Source organism: Polaromonas sp. CT11-55 (assembly GCF_047303325.1).
Lineage (GTDB): Bacteria > Pseudomonadota > Gammaproteobacteria > Burkholderiales > Burkholderiaceae_C > Polaromonas.
In genome coordinates this window covers 86,886-105,274 of the sequence record NZ_JBKBEX010000018.1, presented here as the reverse complement: position 1 = coordinate 105,274, position 18,389 = coordinate 86,886, and the positions used below count along the sequence as shown (strand labels likewise).

General features: G+C 65.4%; 21 protein-coding genes. 17 read left to right on the top strand and 4 right to left on the bottom strand.

Annotation, left to right across the window (positions count from 1 at the left end; all coding sequences use genetic code 11):
• Window positions 1-105: 105 nt before the first annotated feature.
• Window positions 106-918 carry an IclR family transcriptional regulator C-terminal domain-containing protein gene (locus tag ACEN8I_RS16630; protein WP_413329629.1) on the bottom strand — a complete coding sequence of 271 codons (813 nt, stop codon included), beginning with the start codon at window positions 916-918 and terminating at the stop codon, window positions 106-108.
• A gap of 167 nt (window positions 919-1,085) precedes the next feature.
• Between ACEN8I_RS16630 and ACEN8I_RS16625 the strand changes: the two genes are divergently transcribed.
• The 14 genes from ACEN8I_RS16625 to arfB all read left to right on the top strand — a co-directional run bounded on the left by ACEN8I_RS16625 (window position 1,086) and on the right by arfB (window position 13,164).
• Complete coding sequence (locus ACEN8I_RS16625) at window positions 1,086-2,048, top strand: shikimate dehydrogenase family protein (protein WP_413329628.1); 963 nt, start codon at window positions 1,086-1,088, stop codon at window positions 2,046-2,048.
• Window positions 2,049-2,093: 45 nt separating this feature from the next.
• Window positions 2,094-3,326, top strand: coding sequence for an ABC transporter substrate-binding protein (locus ACEN8I_RS16620; protein WP_413329627.1), 1,233 nt, complete (start codon window positions 2,094-2,096; stop codon window positions 3,324-3,326).
• Between the two features lie 113 nt (window positions 3,327-3,439).
• Window positions 3,440-4,315 (top strand): branched-chain amino acid ABC transporter permease, encoded by an 876-nt coding sequence (locus ACEN8I_RS16615; RefSeq protein WP_074575524.1) that lies wholly within the window; start codon window positions 3,440-3,442, stop codon window positions 4,313-4,315.
• Window positions 4,312-5,319 (top strand): branched-chain amino acid ABC transporter permease, encoded by a 1,008-nt coding sequence (locus tag ACEN8I_RS16610; RefSeq protein WP_413329626.1) that lies wholly within the window; start codon window positions 4,312-4,314, stop codon window positions 5,317-5,319. The genes ACEN8I_RS16615 and ACEN8I_RS16610 overlap by 4 nt, the downstream gene beginning before the upstream one ends.
• Window positions 5,316-6,074: an ABC transporter ATP-binding protein gene (locus tag ACEN8I_RS16605; RefSeq protein WP_074575522.1), complete on the top strand. Its 759-nt coding sequence runs from the start codon at window positions 5,316-5,318 to the stop codon at window positions 6,072-6,074. Before ACEN8I_RS16610 ends, ACEN8I_RS16605 begins: the two co-directional genes overlap by 4 nt.
• Before the next feature lies 1 nt (window position 6,075).
• The gene (locus ACEN8I_RS16600; RefSeq protein WP_413329625.1) at window positions 6,076-6,825 is read left to right on the top strand and encodes an ABC transporter ATP-binding protein; all 750 of its coding nucleotides are present in this window, start codon (window positions 6,076-6,078) and stop codon (window positions 6,823-6,825) included.
• A gap of 31 nt (window positions 6,826-6,856) precedes the next feature.
• The gene (locus tag ACEN8I_RS16595) at window positions 6,857-7,756 is read left to right on the top strand and encodes a 4-hydroxyphenylpyruvate dioxygenase (protein WP_413329624.1); all 900 of its coding nucleotides are present in this window, start codon (window positions 6,857-6,859) and stop codon (window positions 7,754-7,756) included.
• Between the two features lie 16 nt (window positions 7,757-7,772).
• Window positions 7,773-8,666, top strand: a complete 894-nt coding sequence (locus ACEN8I_RS16590; protein ID WP_413329623.1) for a sugar phosphate isomerase/epimerase family protein — start codon at window positions 7,773-7,775, stop codon at window positions 8,664-8,666.
• A gap of 61 nt (window positions 8,667-8,727) precedes the next feature.
• Window positions 8,728-9,960: a 3-carboxy-cis,cis-muconate cycloisomerase gene (pcaB, locus tag ACEN8I_RS16585; RefSeq protein ID WP_413329622.1), complete on the top strand. Its 1,233-nt coding sequence runs from the start codon at window positions 8,728-8,730 to the stop codon at window positions 9,958-9,960.
• Window positions 9,957-10,370: a carboxymuconolactone decarboxylase family protein gene (locus ACEN8I_RS16580; protein WP_413329621.1), complete on the top strand. Its 414-nt coding sequence runs from the start codon at window positions 9,957-9,959 to the stop codon at window positions 10,368-10,370. Before pcaB ends, ACEN8I_RS16580 begins: the two co-directional genes overlap by 4 nt.
• Window positions 10,367-11,149 carry an alpha/beta fold hydrolase gene (locus ACEN8I_RS16575; protein ID WP_413329620.1) on the top strand — a complete coding sequence of 261 codons (783 nt, stop codon included), beginning with the start codon at window positions 10,367-10,369 and terminating at the stop codon, window positions 11,147-11,149. The genes ACEN8I_RS16580 and ACEN8I_RS16575 overlap by 4 nt, the downstream gene beginning before the upstream one ends.
• A gap of 1 nt (window position 11,150) precedes the next feature.
• Window positions 11,151-12,254 (top strand): Gfo/Idh/MocA family protein, encoded by a 1,104-nt coding sequence (locus ACEN8I_RS16570; RefSeq protein ID WP_413329619.1) that lies wholly within the window; start codon window positions 11,151-11,153, stop codon window positions 12,252-12,254.
• A gap of 21 nt (window positions 12,255-12,275) precedes the next feature.
• Window positions 12,276-12,725, top strand: a complete 450-nt coding sequence (gene aroQ, locus ACEN8I_RS16565; protein ID WP_413329618.1) for a type II 3-dehydroquinate dehydratase — start codon at window positions 12,276-12,278, stop codon at window positions 12,723-12,725.
• 22 nt (window positions 12,726-12,747) lie between these two features.
• On the top strand, window positions 12,748-13,164 hold the full coding sequence (arfB, locus tag ACEN8I_RS16560; protein WP_413329617.1) for an alternative ribosome rescue aminoacyl-tRNA hydrolase ArfB: 417 nt from the start codon (window positions 12,748-12,750) through the stop codon (window positions 13,162-13,164).
• Between the two features lie 5 nt (window positions 13,165-13,169).
• Here the strand turns inward: arfB and ACEN8I_RS16555 are convergent, their stop codons facing one another.
• Entirely contained in the window at window positions 13,170-13,781 is a 612-nt protein-coding gene (locus tag ACEN8I_RS16555; RefSeq protein WP_413329615.1) for a YitT family protein, read from the bottom strand.
• 210 nt (window positions 13,782-13,991) lie between these two features.
• The gene (locus tag ACEN8I_RS16550; protein WP_413329614.1) at window positions 13,992-14,981 is read right to left on the bottom strand and encodes an LLM class flavin-dependent oxidoreductase; all 990 of its coding nucleotides are present in this window, start codon (window positions 14,979-14,981) and stop codon (window positions 13,992-13,994) included.
• A gap of 93 nt (window positions 14,982-15,074) precedes the next feature.
• On the opposite strand from ACEN8I_RS16550, the gene ACEN8I_RS16545 reads away from it, so the two are divergent.
• On the top strand, window positions 15,075-15,944 hold the full coding sequence (locus tag ACEN8I_RS16545; RefSeq protein WP_413329613.1) for an alpha/beta fold hydrolase: 870 nt from the start codon (window positions 15,075-15,077) through the stop codon (window positions 15,942-15,944).
• Here the strand turns inward: ACEN8I_RS16545 and ACEN8I_RS16540 are convergent, their stop codons facing one another.
• Complete coding sequence (locus tag ACEN8I_RS16540; protein WP_036839335.1) at window positions 15,945-16,355, bottom strand: FKBP-type peptidyl-prolyl cis-trans isomerase; 411 nt, start codon at window positions 16,353-16,355, stop codon at window positions 15,945-15,947.
• Between the two features lie 143 nt (window positions 16,356-16,498).
• Here ACEN8I_RS16540 and ACEN8I_RS16535 point away from each other — a divergent pair, with 143 nt between their 5' ends.
• Window positions 16,499-17,725 carry a molybdopterin-dependent oxidoreductase gene (locus ACEN8I_RS16535; RefSeq protein ID WP_413329611.1) on the top strand — a complete coding sequence of 409 codons (1,227 nt, stop codon included), beginning with the start codon at window positions 16,499-16,501 and terminating at the stop codon, window positions 17,723-17,725.
• A gap of 9 nt (window positions 17,726-17,734) precedes the next feature.
• Complete coding sequence (locus ACEN8I_RS16530) at window positions 17,735-18,388, top strand: c-type cytochrome (protein ID WP_413329610.1); 654 nt, start codon at window positions 17,735-17,737, stop codon at window positions 18,386-18,388.
• Window position 18,389: the final 1 nt, after the last annotated feature.

Sequence of the window (18,389 nt, the reverse complement as noted above, 5' to 3'; positions counted from 1 at the left end):
TCTTTCCTCTGCTGAGAGCGGCTGGCCGGGGGTTGCCCGGCCAGCCGCCCTCAGCAAAGAGTGCAAAGGCCGGAACAAGAACCGGCCCCAGCCCGACCGGCAAGGTCAAATCAAGTTCCTCATTGCCTGCGCCGTCTCGCGCAAAACAGACAAAACCCTCCCAACCGCCTCTTCACTCGACTCATGCCCCATGGGCATGGTCACACTGAGCGCCCCCGCCACGTCACCATGCCGGTCGCGCAGGGGTACCGCGATACCCCGGTAATTCAACTCCAGCTGCTGCTCGGAAATCGCCCAGCCCTGGGCGCGCACGCGGGCCAGCTCTATGCGCAGGCGGTCTTTGCTGGCGATGGTGTAGGAGGTGTAGGCCTTGAGTTCGTGGTTGGCCAGCCATTTATCCAGCCAGGCGGGCTCGCGCATGGACAGCATCAGCAAACCCGCGGCGGTAACCTGGGCCTGCACGCGCGAGCCCAGCACGTAGCCTGTGTTCATCGCGCGGCTGGAGCCGTTGCGCGCGATGTAGACGATGTCGTCGCCGTCCATCACGCTGACATATGCGCTTTCCTGGGTGCCGGCGGTCACGCGCTGCAAAAAGGGCTGGACGATGCGCGGTAGCCGGGCCGATTCGAGATAGGACTGGCCCAGCCTGAGCACGCGGGGCGTGAGCCAGAACAGCTTGCCGTCGCTGGCCACATAACCCAGATGTTCCAATGTCAGCAGATAGCGGCGCGCCGCGGTGCGTGTCATGCCGCAGCGCACGCCGGCCTGGCTTGCTGTCAGGCGCGGGTTGGCGTCGTCAAAACATTCAATGATGCCCAGGCCTTTTTCGAGGCCGGCGATCCAGTCGCGCTTGTCGAGCGCGGGCGGGCTGGGCGCCTGCAGGGCGTCGGGCTCATGGGAAGCGCTGGAGGTGTTCATAGGTCTAACCCTTGTTTCGGTCGATTATCGATCATTATTGATCGATAATCGCTCAGATATCAAGGATATTCCTTTGAAGTAGCCTTATCGGCCTATAAAGTTCAGGCCATCAAGCGCTGATTAATCGATCATCGAACAGATTAGCGAATTACAAGGCGAACTTCGACATGCTTCCAACCGTGCAGGGCAATACCGACGTCTACCTGATTCCCGGCGATCCGGTGGAGCAGGTCCGGGCGCCGGATGTTTTCAACCTGATCTTCAGAACCCTGGGCATCAATGCCGTGCTGGTGCCCGTGCATGTGGCGGCCGGCGACATCGAAGCCTTTGTGCGTACGGCCTTTCTGGCAAAGAACATCAAGGGCATGTTTCTGGCCATTCCCCACAAGTCGCTGGTGATGGGCCTGCTGTCGCATTGCAATGACTATGGCCGGGTGGCCGGCGCCGTCAACGGCATACGCCGCAACCCGGACGGGAAGCTCGAAGGCGGGCTGTTCGACGGCAAGGGCTTTGTGTCTTCGCTCGACTACTTCGGCCTGGCCTACACCGGCAAGCGCGTGCTGGTGCTGGGCGCCGGCGGCGGCGCTTCGGCGATTGCGGCCTCACTGGCGATTGCCGGCAGCCGCGCCCCGGCCGAAATTGCGCTCTACGACCCGGTGCCGGGCAAGGCCCAGGCTATCGCCGCCCACATCGCCTCGGCGCCGCAAGCCGCGGGCACGCGTGTGCTGGCCGCCGGCAGCGGCGATCCCTCGGGCTACGACCTGGTCGTCAATGCCTCGCCCCTGGGCCTGCAGGCCGCCGACCCGCTGCCCTGCGATGTATCGCGCCTGGCGCCGCATGCGGCCGTGGTCGACATCCTCATGAAGAACCAGCCGACACCGCTGGTGCGTGCGGTGCGCGGCCGCGGGCTGGTGGCCCAGCCCGGCTTTGAAATGTTGATCCAGCAGGCGCCGGACTACCTGGAGTTTTTCGGCTATGCCGAGGCCGCCGAGGCGGTGCGGCGCGACGCGACTTTTATCCGCGAGCATTTGTACCCGGCCGCGCTGGCGGGTGAAATCCGGCGTATCCCGGCGGGCGGCCGGGCGACGGTTTCCGGGGCGCACGCCAGTGCGCCGTTGGCCGCCCTTTGATGGCTTTTTTTGGACCGCATTGATTTTTAACCAGAGGAGACAAGCATGCAAAAACGATTCGCCCTTCAACTGATCGCGGCTTGCGCGCTGGCCATGGGCAGCACGGCCGGCTTCGCGCAAGATGTGATCAAGATCGCCAACATCGTGGAACTGTCCGGCGGCGGCGCCACGGCGGGTACCAATTTCAAGAACGGCGTGGAACTCGCCGTCAAGGAAATCAACGCCAACGGCGGCATCCTGGGCAAAAAAATCCAGACCACCGCCACCGACACGCAAAGCAACCCCGGCGTGGCCAAGGGCCTGACGCAAAAAGCGATTGACGACAATGTGTTCGCCATCTTCGGTCCGGTGTTCTCCGGCTCCATCATGGTCAGCATGGCCGAGTCGCGGCGCGCTGAAGTGCCCAACTTCACCGGCGGCGAAGCGGCCAGCATCACCGAGCAGGGCAATCCTTATGTGTTCCGCACCAGCTTCACGCAGGCCACCGCCATGCCCAAAGTGGCGCGCTACATCAGCGACCAGGCCAAGCTCAAGAGCATTGCCGTCATCTACGTGAACAACGACTTCGGCAAGGGCGGCATGGATGCTATTCGCAAGGCCCTGGCCAATACGCCGACCAAGATCCTGGCTGAAATCTCCACTGAACCCGGCCAGGTCGACTTCTCGGCCGCGGTGCTGCGCGCCAAACAAAGCAATGCGGACGGCGTGTTTGCCTATTCCAATGAGGAAGAGTCGGCGCGCCTGCTGCGCGAGCTGCGCAAGCAGGGCTGGACCAAGCCCATCATCGGCGAGACCACGCTGACCGGCCAGAAAGTCATCGAGCTGGCCGGCGATGCCGCCAACGGCGCGATCGCCCACGTGGGTCTGACGGTGGACGCCCCGGTGCCCGCCATCCGCGCCTTCAAGGCCAAGTTCGAGAAAGAGTACAAATACATCTCCGACCATAACGGCATGAAGGGCTACTCCGGTGTCTACGTGCTCAAGGCCGCGATTGAAAGAGCCGGCAAGCTGGACCGCAAGGCCGTGGCCGAAGCCATGAAGGGCTTGAAAGTGAACACCGACAAATACCCCGGCGCGCTGATGTACACCGAGTTCGACAACAAGGGCGACCTGGACCGCATGAGCTTCATGGTGGAAGTCAAAAACGGCAAGCAGGAAGTCATCGACATGGTGCCGCCCCTGGGCCTGGCCACCCGCGACGTGAGCAAGGCCATGCCGCTGGCGTCCGCCGCGCCCGCCCCCAAACCGGCTGCCTCCAAGCCGGCCGCCAAGAAGTGACGTAAACCCAGGCCGGCCAAGCGGGGCCGGCCGCCGGAGGGGCAGGGCGCAAGCTCCGTCCCTGCGGAACCTCCGCTGACGACAACCGGCTTTCTCCACCATCGGACTTCTCCATGACGGACTTTCTCCAACTCTTTTTTTCGGGCCTGGCCACCGGCAGCATTTATGCGCTGGCGGCACTGGGCTTCACCCTGCTGTGGCAGGCCTCGGGAACGATCAACTTCGCCCAGGGCGAATTTGTCATGTTGCCGGCCTTCATGATGCTGGCCTTCATCTCGCTGGGCGCACCCATGCTGGTGAGCTTTGTGATGGCGACGCTGCTGGCCGTGCTGCTGCTGGGCTGGGTCTTCAAGCGCGGCGTGGTGGACCCGCTCTTCAAATACGGCATGATGCCCATCGTCGTGGCGACCATAGGCCTTTCGATCGCGCTGCGCAACGGCGTGCGCGCCGGCTACAGCGCCGAAGCCCATCCTTTCCCCAGCCTGTTCGCCGACAAGCTGTTCAACATCGCAGGGGTCACGATCACCCTGCAGGACGTGGGCACCTTCGCGCTGGCGCTGGTGGTGGTGATGGCGACGCAGGCCTTCCTGGCCAAAACCGTGACGGGCCGGGCCATGCAGGCCGTCGCGCAAAATACCGAGAGCGCCTCGGTGCTCGGTATCAATGTGCCGCGCATGATTTTCTACACCTTCGCCATCAACGCCGTGCTGGCGGTGGTGGCCGCCTTGCTGGTCACACCCACCTACCTCGCCAAGTTCGATATGGGCGAGGGCCTGGGCACCAAGGCATTTTTCGCCGCCATCATCGGCGGGTTCAACAATTCGCGCGGCGCGCTGCTGGGAGGCCTGATCGTGGGGGTAGCTGAAAACCTCGCCTCGGCCTACATCTCGCCCGCCTACAAGGACGCGGTGGCGCTGGTGATTTTTATGGTGGTGATTCTCTTCAAGCCACAAGGCCTGCTGGGTAAAAAAGAGGAGCGCAAGGTATGAAGCTCGCCAACAACAAATTCGCCCTGGTGCTGACGGTCCTGGCCGCCTTGCTGGTGCTGGTGGTGCCGCAGTTCCTCAAGAACTACGGCATCTACCTGCTGACCTACTGGCTGGTCTTCATCGTCGCCACCATGGGCCTGAACCTCACGGTCGGCTATGCGGGCCAGAAGTCGCTGGGTCACGCGGCCTTCTTCGGCATAGGCGCGTACACCGTGGCCATCCTGATGAAAGCCGGCTTCAGTTTCTGGCTGGGTCTGCCGGCCGCCGCGCTGATCTGCTTTGCCGTCGGCCTGATCCTGGGTTTTCCGGCGCTGCGCGTGCAGGCGATTTACCTGGCGTTCGCCACACTGGGCTTTAACACCGCGATCTGGCTGGTGATGCGCAATGAGGAGTGGCTCACGGGCGGCACCTTCGGCATCAACAACATCGCGCGGCCCTCGCTGTTCGGCTACTCGCTCGAAGGCAACCTGGCCTACTACTACTTCGTGCTCGCGGTGACACTGCTGCTGGCCGGCCTGCTGTGGGGCCTGCTGCGCTCGCCCTGGGGCAAGGCCTTCACGGCGCTGCGCGACAACCCGATACGCGCCGAAAGCCTGGGCGTGAACATCCGCAACTACACGCTGCTGAGCTTTGCCATAGGCGCGGTCTATGCGGGCATTGCGGGCGCGCTGTTTGCTTCGCTGGTGCAGTTCATCGAGCCCGGGCCTTTCGCCGTGGCGGCGTCCATCATGCTGTATTTGATGGTGGTGGTCGGCGGTGCCGGGTATTTCCTCGGGCCTGTCGTTGGCGCCGCCGTGGGTGTGGTGCTGCCGGAATGGCTGCGCGACGTGCCCCTGGTGTCCAACTGGTATTTGCCGATGTTTGGCGCCGCGGTGGTGATCCTGATGGTCTGGCTGCCCGACGGATTGCTCAGCATTCCCGACCGCATACGCAGCAAGCGCGCGGCGCGCGAGGCTTCCCAGGCGCGTGCGGCGGCCGCCGGCCGGATTGGAGCGACGTCATGAGCAATGCATTGTTAAAAGTCACCGGGCTCAAAAAGGCTTACGGCGCCATCCAGGCGGTGGGCGGTGTGTCCTTCGAAGTCATGCCGGGCGAGATCTTTGGCGTCATAGGCCCCAATGGTTCGGGCAAGACCACCATGTTCAACAGCGTGCTGGGCCAGATCACGCCCAACGAGGGATCGATCGAACTCAACGGCCAGAACATCACCGGCCTGTCGCCGCTGGAGCTGAGCCGCCGCGGCGTGGGCCGCACCTTCCAGACCCTGCAGGTCTTCGGCAAGATGACGGTGCGTGACAACCTCATCGTGGCCGCACAGGAGCACAAGGGCAGCATGTTCAGCCGCATGTTCGCGCCCGGCGATTCGGGCCTGGGCGACAAGGCCGACGCGCTGATCGACCAGTTCCGCATACGCCACGTGGCCGACAAGCTGGCCGGCACCCTGAGCTACGGCCAGCAGAAGCTGGTGGACATCGCCATGGCCTTTATGGCCGAGCCCGACCTGGTGCTGCTCGACGAGCCCTGCGCCGGCGTGAACCCCAGCCTGGTGGGCGGCATCTCCTCGCTGCTCAAGGAACTCAACCAGAACCCCAAGTTCGGCCGCAAGAGCTCTTTTGTCGTGATCGAGCACAACATGGATTTTGTGATGGACCTGTGCCATCGCATCATGGTGATGGTGGAAGGCAAAGTCATGGCCATCGGCACACCGGCCGAGATCCGCGCTAATAAAGAAGTGCTCGACGCTTACCTCGGAAACTGACATGGCAAACGACATCTGCATTGAATTCGACGACGTGGTGGCGGGTTACAAGGATTTCATGATCCTGAACAACCTGTCCTTCAAGGTCAGGCGCGGCTCCATCACCTTGCTGCTGGGCCCCAACGGCGCGGGCAAATCAACAGTGCTCAAAACGCTGTTCGGCCTGCTCAAGCCGCGCCAGGGCCACATCCTGCTGGACGGCGAGGATATCTCGGGCGCCAGCCAGAAAGAGCTGCTGGCCAAGGGGATTGCCTTTGTGCCGCAGGGCCGCAACCTGTTTGGGCAACTGACCGTGTTCCAGAACCTGGAGCTGGGCGGCATCACCCTGGGCACCAAGACCACGCACGAGCGCATTCCCGAGGTGCTGGAGTTTTTCCCGCGCGTCAAGGAGCGCCTGCATTCGCAGGCCTCGGCGCTGTCGGGCGGTGAGCAAAAGCAGCTCGAGATCGGCCGCGCGCTGCTGCTGCGCCCCAAGGTGCTGCTGATCGACGAGCCTTCCATAGGCCTGTCGCCCATGGTGGTGCAGGACGTGTTCAAGCTGCTGCAAAAGCTGGCGGCCCAGGGCACGACCGTGCTCATGGTCGAGCAGAACGTCAAGAGCGCGCTCAAAATATCGGACGACGCCATCGCGCTGGAATCAGGCCAGCTGGTGCTGCACAAAAAAGCCTCCGAACTGCTGGCCGACCCCAACATCGAGCGCCTGTTCCTGGGCGGCGGCCATGTGCCGGGCGCGACCGTGAAGGCCGCCTGATCTGTCTGGAACACCTGACCGGGAGAACACCATGAGCACCGCCATCCAAGCCCCCACCGACCGTGAAGCCATCCCCGAAGTCGCCAACCCGCTGGGCATGGACGGGATTGAGTTCATCGAATACACCACCTCCAAGCCGCAGGCCCTGGGCCAGGTGCTGGAGATGATGGGCTTCAGGCCGGTGGCCCGGCACCGTTCTCGCGAAGTCATGCTGTACCGCCAGGGCGGCATGAACGTCATCGTCAATGCCCACATTCCCGCCATGCCCGATGGTGCCGCGCCCACCGACAAGCCGGTGATCGCCGCCGTCGCGCTGCGCGTGCGCGACGCGGCCGAGGCCTATCGCCGCGCCCTGGAGCGCGGCGCCTGGGCCGTGCCTTCGCGTGTCGAGGTGATGGAGCTCAACATCCCGGCCATCCACGGCGTGGGCAAGAGCCGCATTTATTTTGTCGACCGCTACGACACCTTCTCGATCTACGACGTGGACTTCGTGCCCATCCCGACCGTGGACCCGCACCCGCCGGCCGTGGCCGGCCTGCATTTTTTCGGCGTCGTGCAGTACATCGGCAACGACCGCACCGAGGACTGGGCCGAGTTCTACCGCGAGCTTTTTGGCTTCACCGACCTGCCCGACGACCAGCGCTTCGGCATATTGCCCAAAGGCCGCATCCTGCGCAGCCCCTGCCCAGCGGCCTCGCGTTTTTACCTGCAGCTGATAGAGCCCGAAGCCAGCGTGCTGGACGTGGAGGGCGATGAAGCCCTGCAGCGCGTGGGACTGGGCAGCCCCGACGTGCTGGCCTCGGTGGCCGAACTCACCAAGCGCGGCGTGGAGTTCGTCGAATCGCGCGGCGTGCACACCGAGGACCGCGGCGCGCTCACCCGCACCTGGATGGGCAGCGTGAGCTTCGAGCTGGTCCACAACGAGCGCTGAACAAGCGGCAATCATCATGAGCCACTACAGCGGAAACATTGACGACTTCGGGATGGACACTATCTCGCTTGCGGGGCCGCTGGAGGCCAAGCTCAGGGCCGTGCGCGAAGCCGGCTTCACGCAGATCATGCTGGCGGCCAGGGACATCGTCGGCCACCCCGAAGGCATGCAGGCCGCCGTCGCGGCGGTGCGCGCCAGCGGCCTGCGCGTCACGGGCTTTCAGGTGCTGCGCGACTTCGAGGGGCTCTCGGGCCATCTGCACGACTACAAGATGGACATCGCCAAGTCCATGCTGGACATGTGCCATGCGCTGGACTGCCGGCTGCTGCTGGTCTGCTCCTCGACCTCGGTGCATGCCACGGGCGAGACCGCGGCGCTGGTCAAGGACCTGCGCAAGCTGGCCATGCTGGCGATCCCGATGAACATCAAGATCGCCTACGAGGCCCTGTCCTGGGGCCGCGTGGTCAACGAATTTCCGCAGGCCTGGGAGATCATCTGCCAGGCCGACATGCCCAACCTGGGCCTGGGCTTTGATTCCTACCATATGTTCGCCACGAACACTTCGCTGGAGGAGCTCGACATCCTGGATCCGGACAAGATTTTCCTGGTGCAGCTGGCTGACTTCATGTGGACCGAGATCAAGTCGGTTGAGGAGCGCATCGCCACGGCCCGGCATTTCCGCGTATTCCCGGGTGAGGGCGTGCACAGCGAGGCGCTGGCCACGCTGGTGACCCGGCTGCACGGCCTGGGCTACCGCGGCGACTACAGCTTTGAGGTGTTCAACGACGACTACCAGCAGATGCCCTTGCCCTCGGTGGCGGAGCGCGGCTGGCGCTCGGCCCTGTGGCTGGGCGAGGACGTGCTGCGCCGTTCCGTCCCCTTGCCCAACCAGATGCGTTTAAAGCGGTAAACGATAAACGATAAGCGGTGAGGCCTTATGCCGGGTTTGATAATTTTGAGAGTCGCATGGAATGAGCAGTATCTTTGAAGGTTTTCTCTCCACGCCCGAAGTCCTGGATGCGTTCAGCGAGCGCAACTTTATTGATGCGATGCTGCGCTTTGAGGCTTCGCTGGCGCGCGCCCAGGCCGGCGCCGGCCTGATTCCCGAGGCGGCCGCCCAGTCCATCGTCGGCACCTGCAAGGTCGAGCTCTTCGACGTTGCCAAGATCGTGCGCGAAAGCGGGCGCGCCGGCAGCATCGCGATCCCGCTGGTCAAAAGCCTCAAGGAAACCGTGGCGCTCTTCAACAAGGAGGCCGCCGCTTATGTGCATTTCGGCTCCACCTCGCAGGACGTCATAGACACCGCGCTGGCGCTGGTGACCCGCAATGCGCTGAACCTGGTCGAGGCCGACATCCGCAAGGCGGTGGCGGCCCTGCTGGTGCTGGCGCGCCGCCACGCAGCCGACCCGGTGATGGCGCGTACCCTGATGCAGCCGGCCTCGGTCACGAGTTTTGGTTTTAAATGCGCGGGCTGGGCCGCACCGCTGGCGCGCAGCCTGCTGCGCCTGCGGGTCGCCGCCGACAACGCGCTGGCCGTGCAACTGGGCGGCGCGGTGGGCACACTGGCGCAGATGCAGGGCAAGGGCCCGCAAATCACCGCCCACATGGCCGCCGACTTGAAGCTCAAGGCCAGCGCCTTCCCCTGGCACACCCAGCGCGACGAATGGGTGGCGCTGGGCTGCGAGCTGGGCCTGCTGGTGGGCAGCCTGGGCAAGATCGCCAAGGATATTTCGCTGATGGGCCAGTACGAGATCGGCGAACTGGCCGAGCCCACCGAGCCCGGGCGCGGCGGTTCCTCGGCCATGCCGCACAAGCGCAACCCGGTGGCCTGCATGGTGGCGCTGGCCGCCAGCGTGCGTGCGCCGCAGCGCGTGGCGGCCTTGCTGGCCGCCATGCCGCAGGAGCACGAGCGCGCGCTGGGCAACTGGCAGGCCGAGCTGGCCGAATGGCCGGGCCTGCTGATGTCGGCGCACGGCTCGGTGCGCGCCATGGCCCATGCGCTGCCCGGCCTGCAGGTGGACACCCAGCGCATGCGCGCCAACCTCGATGCATTGCGCGCCGAGCTGTCGCCGGACGCTGCCGAGGAATGGTTTAACCCCGAACTGGCCAAGCAGGCCGCGGCCCAGGCACATGCCCAGGCCGATGCGCTGCAGGCCCTGGTTTCGCAACCCGACGACAACAAACGCAGCAAGGTGAGTTCATGAGCAACGCGAAAAGTGACAACGAAAAAGGCATGGTCAACCGCCGCCGTGTCCTCGGCGACGCCTGGGTGGACAAGTCCATCGCCAAAAGCAATGCCTTCAACGGCGAGTTCCAGGACCTGATCACGCGCTATGCCTGGAACGAGATCTGGGGCCGGCCGGCGCTGGGCGACAAGACGCGCCGCCTCATGGTGCTGTCGACCATGATCGCGCTCAAGGCCTATGAGGAATTCGTGATGCATGTGCGCGCCGCGCTGGACGGTCCGCCCGAATCGCGGCTTACGCCCGACGAGATCAAGGAAGTCATTTTGCAGGCCGCGATTTACTGCGGCGTGCCCGCCGCCAACCATGCCTTCGCGCTGGCCGGCGAGATCCTGCGTGAAAAAGGTCTGCTGCCGGAGGGCCAGGCATGAAAAAACCTTATCTGCACTGGGCCCGGGAGGGCAGCGGCCCGGCGGTGGTGCTCAGCCACGCCCTGGGCTGCGAACTCGGCATGTGGGACGGCGTGGCCGCCGCGCTCAAGTCGCGCTACACCGTGCTGCGCTACGACCACCGCGGCCACGGCCGCTCGGAAGCCGTGCCCGGCCCCTACAGCATGGCGATGCTGGCCGATGACGCGGCGGGCTTTATCACGGCGCAGGGCGGCGGTCCCGTGCATTTTGTGGGCCTGAGCATGGGCGGCATGACCGCGCAGGCGCTGGCCGCGGAATATCCTCAGCTGGTCAAAAGCATCACGATCGCCAATGCCGCGATGTATTACGACGAAGCGGCGCGCGCCATGTGGGCGGCGCGTGTGCAGACGGTGCTGGCCCAAGGCATGGAGGCGATTGCCGACGGCGCGCTGCAGCGCTGGTTCACGCCGGAGTTCCGCGTCGATGAAGCGGGCGGCGGCAAGCAGCGTGTGGCCGCCTTGCGCGAGCGGCTGGTGGGCACCGACGCGGTGGCTTATGCCGCGAGCTGCAAGGCGGTGGCCGGCATAGACTTTCGCGCCGGCAACGGCGGCATCCAGTGCCCCGCGCTGGTGATCGCCGGCACGCGCGACGAGGCCACGCCTGTGGCCATGTCCGAGGCGATCTGCAAGAGCATTCCGGGCGCCCAGCTTCAAACCTTGCCGGCCGCGCACCTGAGCGCGGTCGAGCAACCGGCTGCCTTTGCCGCATTGCTGGAGCGCTTTTTCGAAAGCCAGGGCTGAGATGGCGCAGCCAGCCGCGGCTGTGCTGGACATTGCCGTCGCGGGCGCCGGCGTCATAGGCCGGCGGCATATCGAGCTCATCCAGGCCAGCCCGCGTACCCGCTTGTGCGCCGTGGTGGATCCGCAACCGGCTTCGCGGGACTTCGCCGCCAGCCTGGGCGTGCCGCATTTCGACAGCCTGGAGACCCTGTTCGCCACGCCTGGCGAGGCCCGGCCCCAGGGCGTGATCCTGGCCACGCCCAATCATTTGCATGTACCCGGTGCGCTGGCCTGCGCGCGCCAGGGCGTGCCGGCGCTGATTGAAAAACCCGTGGCTGATTCGCTGGAGGCCGGCCTGCGGCTGGCCGATGCGCTGGCCAAGCAAAGCACACCCATGCTGGTGGGCCACCACAGGCGGCACAGCGGCACTCTGCAGGCGGCACGGCGCGCCATCCAGGCTGGTCTGCTGGGCCGCGTGGTCACGGTGGCGGGCAGCGCGCAGTTCTACAAGCCAGCCAGTTATTTTGCGCAGGGCGCCTGGCGCGCGCAGGCCGGCGGCGGCCCCATCCTGATCAACCTGATCCACGAGATGGACAACCTGCGCTACCTGTGCGGCGAGCTGGAGTCGGTCCACGCCCTCGCATCCAACGCGGTGCGGCAGTTCGCAGTGGAAGACACGGCCGTGATGACGCTGAAATTCGCCAGCGGCGTGCTGGGCACCTTCACGCTCTCGGACACCGTGGCCTCGCCGCGCAGCTGGGAGCAAACCTCGGGTGAGAACACCGCCTATGCGCGCTATGCCTCGCAAGACTGCTACTTCATCGCCGGCACGCAGGGCTCGCTGGCCGTGCCCACCCTGCAGGCCTGGACCCATAGCCCCGACAGCCGCGGTGAGCCCGGCTGGATGACGCCTTTTACCGAACAAACCCTGGCCCTGGAGGCGATGGATCCGCTCGAGGCGCAGCTGGACCATTTCTGCGATTTGATAGACGGCAGGGCAGAGCCGATAATCACGGTCGCGGATGCCTTGCAAAGCCTGCTGGCTGTGGAGGCCGTGCGGCGCTCGATCGCCACCGGCGAAACCGTCGCGCTGCGGGACCTCGCAGCCAATCCTCGTCAACCCTGAACCCCTGGAAAGACTTGCTTCATGAAAACAGCCCTGGTCCTCAACGGCCCCAACCTCAACCTGCTGGGCACGCGCGAACCGGCCGTGTATGGCTCGCAGACTTTGGCCGACGTCGAGGCGCTGTGCGTCCAGGCCTGCAAGGCCCACGGTTTCAAGCTGGACTTCCGGCAAAGCAACCATGAAGGTGCGCTGATAGACGCGATCCATGAGGCCGGCCGCGCGCAGGCCGCCGGCACCCTGGCCGGCGTGGTGCTCAATGCGGGCGCTTACACCCATACCAGCGTGGCCCTGCACGACGCCATCAAGGGCGCGGGCGTGACGCTGATCGAGCTGCACATCAGCAATGTGCATGCGCGCGAAGCCTTCCGCCACCATTCCTATATCTCTCCGGCCGCCAAGGCCGTCATGGCCGGCTTCGGCGTCAAGGGCTATGCCTTGGCCATCGCCGGCCTGGCCGAACTGGCCGGCTGAAGCGGCCCGGGCGACGACTGGCATGGCCGCGCCGCCGAAATTCCCGGTTGACGAACGCGAGGTCGAGTTCAGCGCCATACGCGCCCAGGGCGCGGGCGGGCAAAACGTCAACAAGGTTTCCAGCGCCATTCATTTGCGCTTTGACATCGCCGCATCTTCTTTGCCCGATGCCGTCAAGGAGCGCTTGCTGGCCAGCAGCGACAGCCGCATCACGCAGGAAGGCGTGCTGGTGCTCAAGGCCCAGCAGCACCGCACCCAGGAGATGAACCGCGCCGATGCTTTTGCGCGCCTGCAGGAGGTGGTCGATGGGGTTTCCACACCGCCCAAGGCGCGGCGGGCGACCAAGCCGACTTATGGCTCGAAGCAACGGCGGCTCGCAGGCAAAAGCCGGCGCTCGGACATCAAGTCTTCACGGGGCAAGGTGGGCGGAGGCGATTGAGCCGCTCAGGTCACCGTATAGCGGCCGGGCTTGTGATTGACCCACAGGAACAGGCTCATCAGCACGGCGGCCATCACGGAATAGCTGACCCGTTCGGGCGGCACCACCAGCAAGGCCAGCAGCACCACGGTGGCGTCAATGACCATCTGCACCTTGCCTGCGCGCCAGCCGTGCTTTTCCTGCAGATAGAGCGTCACGATGGTGGCGCCGCCCAGGCTGGCCCGGTGCCGGGCCAGGAAGAGGCAGCCGCTTCCGAGCAGCAGGCCGCCCACCAGCGCGGCATACAGCGGATGAATGCCCGCAATATCAAGCACCCTGGGCGACCAGTCCGCCAGCAGCGACAGCAAGCCAATCGACAGGAATGTCTTGATGGTGAACTCGCGCCCCATGCGGGTCCATGAGAACCAGTAAAAGGGCAGGTTGACCAGAAAGAACAGCTTGCCGAAACTGATGCCGGTGGCGTAGTGCAGCACAAAGGCCATGCCGGCCGTGCCGCCCGTCAGCAGCCCTGCCTGGTTGAAGATCACCATCGCCAGCGACACAAACAAGGTACCCGTGAAGATGCCCTGCGCATCGTCAAAAAGGGTGTGGCGTTCGGGGACTGAGGATTGAGCCATATCGAAAACTGGGATAGCGCCGGCGAACGGCACTTCAGGCTCAGCATGATCCATGCCAAATGGCGCCCGCCCGCCAGGCCCGCCAGGCCCGTCCGGCCGCCGGATGCTGGCCAAGGGCGTTACAGGGGCTCAGCCCAATGAAATTGGGCGCAAGTAGCTATAAAAACAATAGCGATTTGCTTTGCTTGGCACTGCGGCAGGCGTGACGGCCTATAGGCTGTCACGCACCTGTGCGGTGATCTCCAGCGACCTCCGGGCAATAGCCGGATCAAAAATATGCGTGGTCACCATCAACTCATCCGCCCGGGTCTCGGCGATAAAAGAACGCAAACCCTCCCGGACGGAGGCGGGAGACCCCGCCACCGCATACTTCAACATCCGCTGCGCACCCACCCGCTCGGCCGGCGACCAGTAGGCGTCGATGTCGTCTATCGGTGGCGGCATGGGGCCGGGGGTTCCGCGCAGCAGGTTGGTCATGGCCTGCTGGACGGACGTGAGCTGGTAGCGGGCCGCCTCGTCGGTGTCGGCGGCCACCACGTTGGCGGCGACCATGGCGTAGGGCTTGTCGAGTTGCGCCGAAGGTTCGAAACGGCTGCGGTAAATCTCCAGGGCCTGCATCAGCATGTCGGGCGCGAAATGCGAGGCAAAGGCAAAGGGCAGGCCCAGCGCGGCGGCCAGCTGGGCACCGAAGAGGCTGGAGCCGAGTATCCACAGCGGCACCTTGAGGCCAGCGCCCGGCACGGCGCGGATTCTCTGGCCGGGCTCTATGTCGTCAAAGTAGTAACGCAGCTCCTGCACGTCCTGCGGGAAAGTATCGGCATTGTTCTGGTTGTCGCGGCGCAGCGCGCGGGCGGTCAGCTGGTCGGTGCCGGGCGCGCGGCCCAAGCCCAGATCAATGCGGCCGGGATACAGCGAGGCCAGTGTGCCGAACTGCTCGGCAATCACCAGCGGCGAGTGGTTGGGCAGCATCACGCCGCCCGACCCCACACGAATGGTGCTTGTGCCGCCGGCCACATGGCCTATCACCACAGCGGTGGCCGCGCTTGCGATACCGGGGTTGTTGTGGTGCTCGGCCAGCCAGAAACGCTTGAAGCCCAGCTGCTCGGCATGCCGGGCCAGGGCGAGGGTGTTGCGAAAAGCGTCGGCGGCGGTGGCGCCTTTGACGATGGGGGACAGGTCAAGGACTGAAAAAGGAATCATGGAAATCCGGGGGGGGCGCCTCGTGAGTGAAGCGCGACGGGCCAGTTTAGGAGCTTCCCTATGGCCGCACGGGTGGCAGGGTATAAACCCTGCATGAGCGATCTCCCGGACATCCAACTGCCTCCCGAGGCGCACGCGCTGCTGCGCACGGCCAGCCGTTTTGAAACCCCTTGCGGCGACGGTGCCATGGTCTGGCACAGCTGGGGCCAGGCCACGCGCCGGCCCGGGCTTGCGCCGCTGGTGCTGCTGCACGGTGGCAGCGGCAGCTGGATGCACTGGCTGCGCAATATCAGCACGCTGGCCGCGTCGGGCCGCTGGCTGCTGGTGCCCGACTTGCCCGGCTTTGGCGATTCAGCGGCGCCGCCGCGCGGTACCGATGCCGACGTGCTGCCCGAGCCGGTGGAGCAGGGGCTGGCCATGCTGGTGGGCGATGCGGCCTGCGACCTGGTGGGGTTTTCGTTTGGCGGCATGGTGGCCGGCTTCATGGCGGAGCGCTTTGCGGCCCGGGCCGCGCGTGTGGTGCTGGTGGGCGCGCCCGGCCTTGGTGTGGCGCCCGAAAAAGCCATACGCCTGCGCGCCTGGCGGCACCTGGCCGATGCGGCCGAGCGCGACGCGATACACCGGCACAACCTCGCGGCGCTGATGCTGCATCACGAAGAAACCATTGATGAACTGGCCCTGCGCCTGCACATTGCCAATGTGCTGCGCGACCGCATGAAGGGCCGCAGCCTGGCGCGCACCGATGCGCTGGCGCAGTCGCTGGCGCGGCTGCGCTGCCCGGTGTGGGCGATTTACGGACGCGAGGATGCGCTGTACCGCGGCAAGCTCGATGCGCTGCGGGAGGCTTTGGCGCGGGCCGCGGATTTCAGGGGCCTGGCGCTCGTGGAGGACGCCGGCCACTGGCTGCAATTTGAGCGGGCCGCTGCTTTCGACAAAGCACTGCTGGCCGCGCTGGATGCCTGATTACTTCTCGATCGCAAGCAGCTCGATGTCGAAGGTCAGCGTGGCATTGGGCGGTACCACGCCGCCGGCGCCGCGCTCGCCATAAGCCGTGGCGGGTGGGCAGGTCAGCGTGGCCTTGCCGCCGACCTTGATTTTTTGCACGCCTTCGGTCCAGCAAGGCACGACACGGTTCAGCGGAAAGCTGGCGGGCGCGCCGCGTTTGTAGGAGCTGTCGAATTCCTTGCCGTCGGCCAGCGTGCCGCGGTAGTGCACCTTGACGGTGTCAGTCGCCTTGGGCTGCGGGCCGGTGCCGTCGGCCGTGTGCACGACCTTGACGCCGCTGGGCAGTGTCTCGGCCGGGGCGGCGGCGAGGGCGGCGGTGGACACCGCGAAGGAGGCGAGGCAGGCCAGTGCGGCGGTCAATGTTTTCATGGGAATCATGGCTTTCATGGTTTCATGGATAAGGGGACTGCGGGGAGAGCTGCGCGGATTATCGCCGCGGCGCCGGCTGGCCTATCATGCAAGCATCGGCAGCCGCCTCGCGGCAAACCTTCATCCCCACCAGGAGGACGCCCATGAATCATCGCGATGATCACGATGCCCGCAGGAGAGTTTTTTTGCAGCGCGCCGGCCTGGGGGCCGCGGCCATGGGTGCTTTTCCGCTCCAGGCTTTCGCGGCCGGGCATGAAACGCTTCCCTTCGGCAATGGCGAACGCGAGCTGGTGACCTACCCGGGCAAGCGCCCGCTGCTGCGCGTGACCACGCGGCCGCCGCACCTGGAAACGCCCTTCAGCGCCTTTGGCGAAGGGGTGATCACACCCAACAATGCCTTCTTCGTGCGCTACCACCTGGCCAACATCCCGAAACGCATAGATGCCGCGGCTTACCGGCTGCGCGTGGGCGGCCATGTCAAACAGTCGCTGTCGCTTTCGCTGGCCGAACTCAAGGCCCTGGCCGCGCCGGTCGAGGTGGTGGCCGTCAACCAGTGCTCGGGCAACAGCCGGGGGTTTTTTGAACCGCGCGTCTTCGGCGCCCAGCTGGGCAACGGCTCCATGGGCAATGCGCGATGGGTGGGTGTACCGCTGCGGGCCGTGCTCGAAAAAGCCGGCGTGCTGCCCGGCGCCAAGGAGGTGGCGTTCAACGGCCTGGACACGCCGGTGCTGCCCAAGACGCCGGACTTCATCAAGGCCCTGAACATAGACCTGGCGCTCAGTGCCGAGCCCATCGTGGCCTGGTCCATGAACGGCGCCGACATTCCTTTCCTCAACGGCTATCCGATCAAGCTCATCGTGCCCGGTTACTTCGGCACCTACTGGGTCAAGCACCTGAGCGAGATCGTCGTGATGGACCACGGCTTTGACGGTTTTTTCATGTCCACGGCCTACCGCGTGCCCGACAACGCCTGCCAGTGCGTGCCGGCCGGCACGGCGCCCACGGCAACGCGGCCCATCACCACGCTGCCGGTGCGCTCCTTTATCACCAGTGTGGCGGGCGGCGCGCGCGTGCCGGCGGGCAAGCCGCTGCAGCTCAAGGGCATTGCCTTTGACGGCGGCAGCGGCATACGCAAGGTCGAGGTATCCGAAGACGGGCAGCAGTGGCGCGAGGCCGTGCTGGGCAAGGACCTGGGGCGCTTCTCGTTTCGCGAATGGAGTTTCGGCATGGCAGCGCCGCGCAAGGGCGAACTCAAACTCATGGTGCGGGCCACGAATATGCAGGGCGATGTGCAGCCCGCCGCTGCGAGCTGGAACCCGGGTGGTTATGCGCGCAACGTCGTTGAAACCACGCGCCTGCTGGCGGTCTAGGAGATCGCCATGAACATCCTCCATTTATCTGCCGTGCGTGTTCTGTCCGCAGCCGCTTTGGTTTTGGGCTGCGGCGCCGTATGGGCGCAAGCCGTGCAGAGCGTGACCCTGCCTTTGGAGACCGCCAGACTCAAGCCCTCCAAGCTGCCCGGCTACCAGGTTGCGCTGCAGAAATGCGGTATTTGCCACTCGGCTGACTACATCAGCCAGCAGCCCCCGGCCATGACGGCCGCGCAGTGGACCGCCGAGGTGCGCAAGATGGAGCATGCCTATGCCGCGCCGCTCAGCGATGGCGACGTGGCGCAGATCGGCGAATACCTGGCCGTGACCTACGGGGGCGCCAAGCCCACGCTGGGGCCGGTGGCGGCGGCAACGCCGGCTCCTGCCGCAGCTCCCGGCACGTCCGCTGCTGCCGTCGATGTGCAGGCCGTGCTCAAGGCCAATGCCTGCCTGGGCTGCCATGCGGTGGCGCAGAAAATCGTCGGGCCGGCCTATCACGACGTCGCGGCCCGGTACAAAAACGACCCGCAAGCGCAGGCCAGGCTGGAGGCCAGCATAAAGGCCGGCGGTTCAGGCAAATGGGGGCCGGTGGTGATGCCGCCGTTTTCCAATCTGAGCCCGCAGGAACTCAAGGCCTTGGCGGCCTTTGTGTTGAAACAATAGG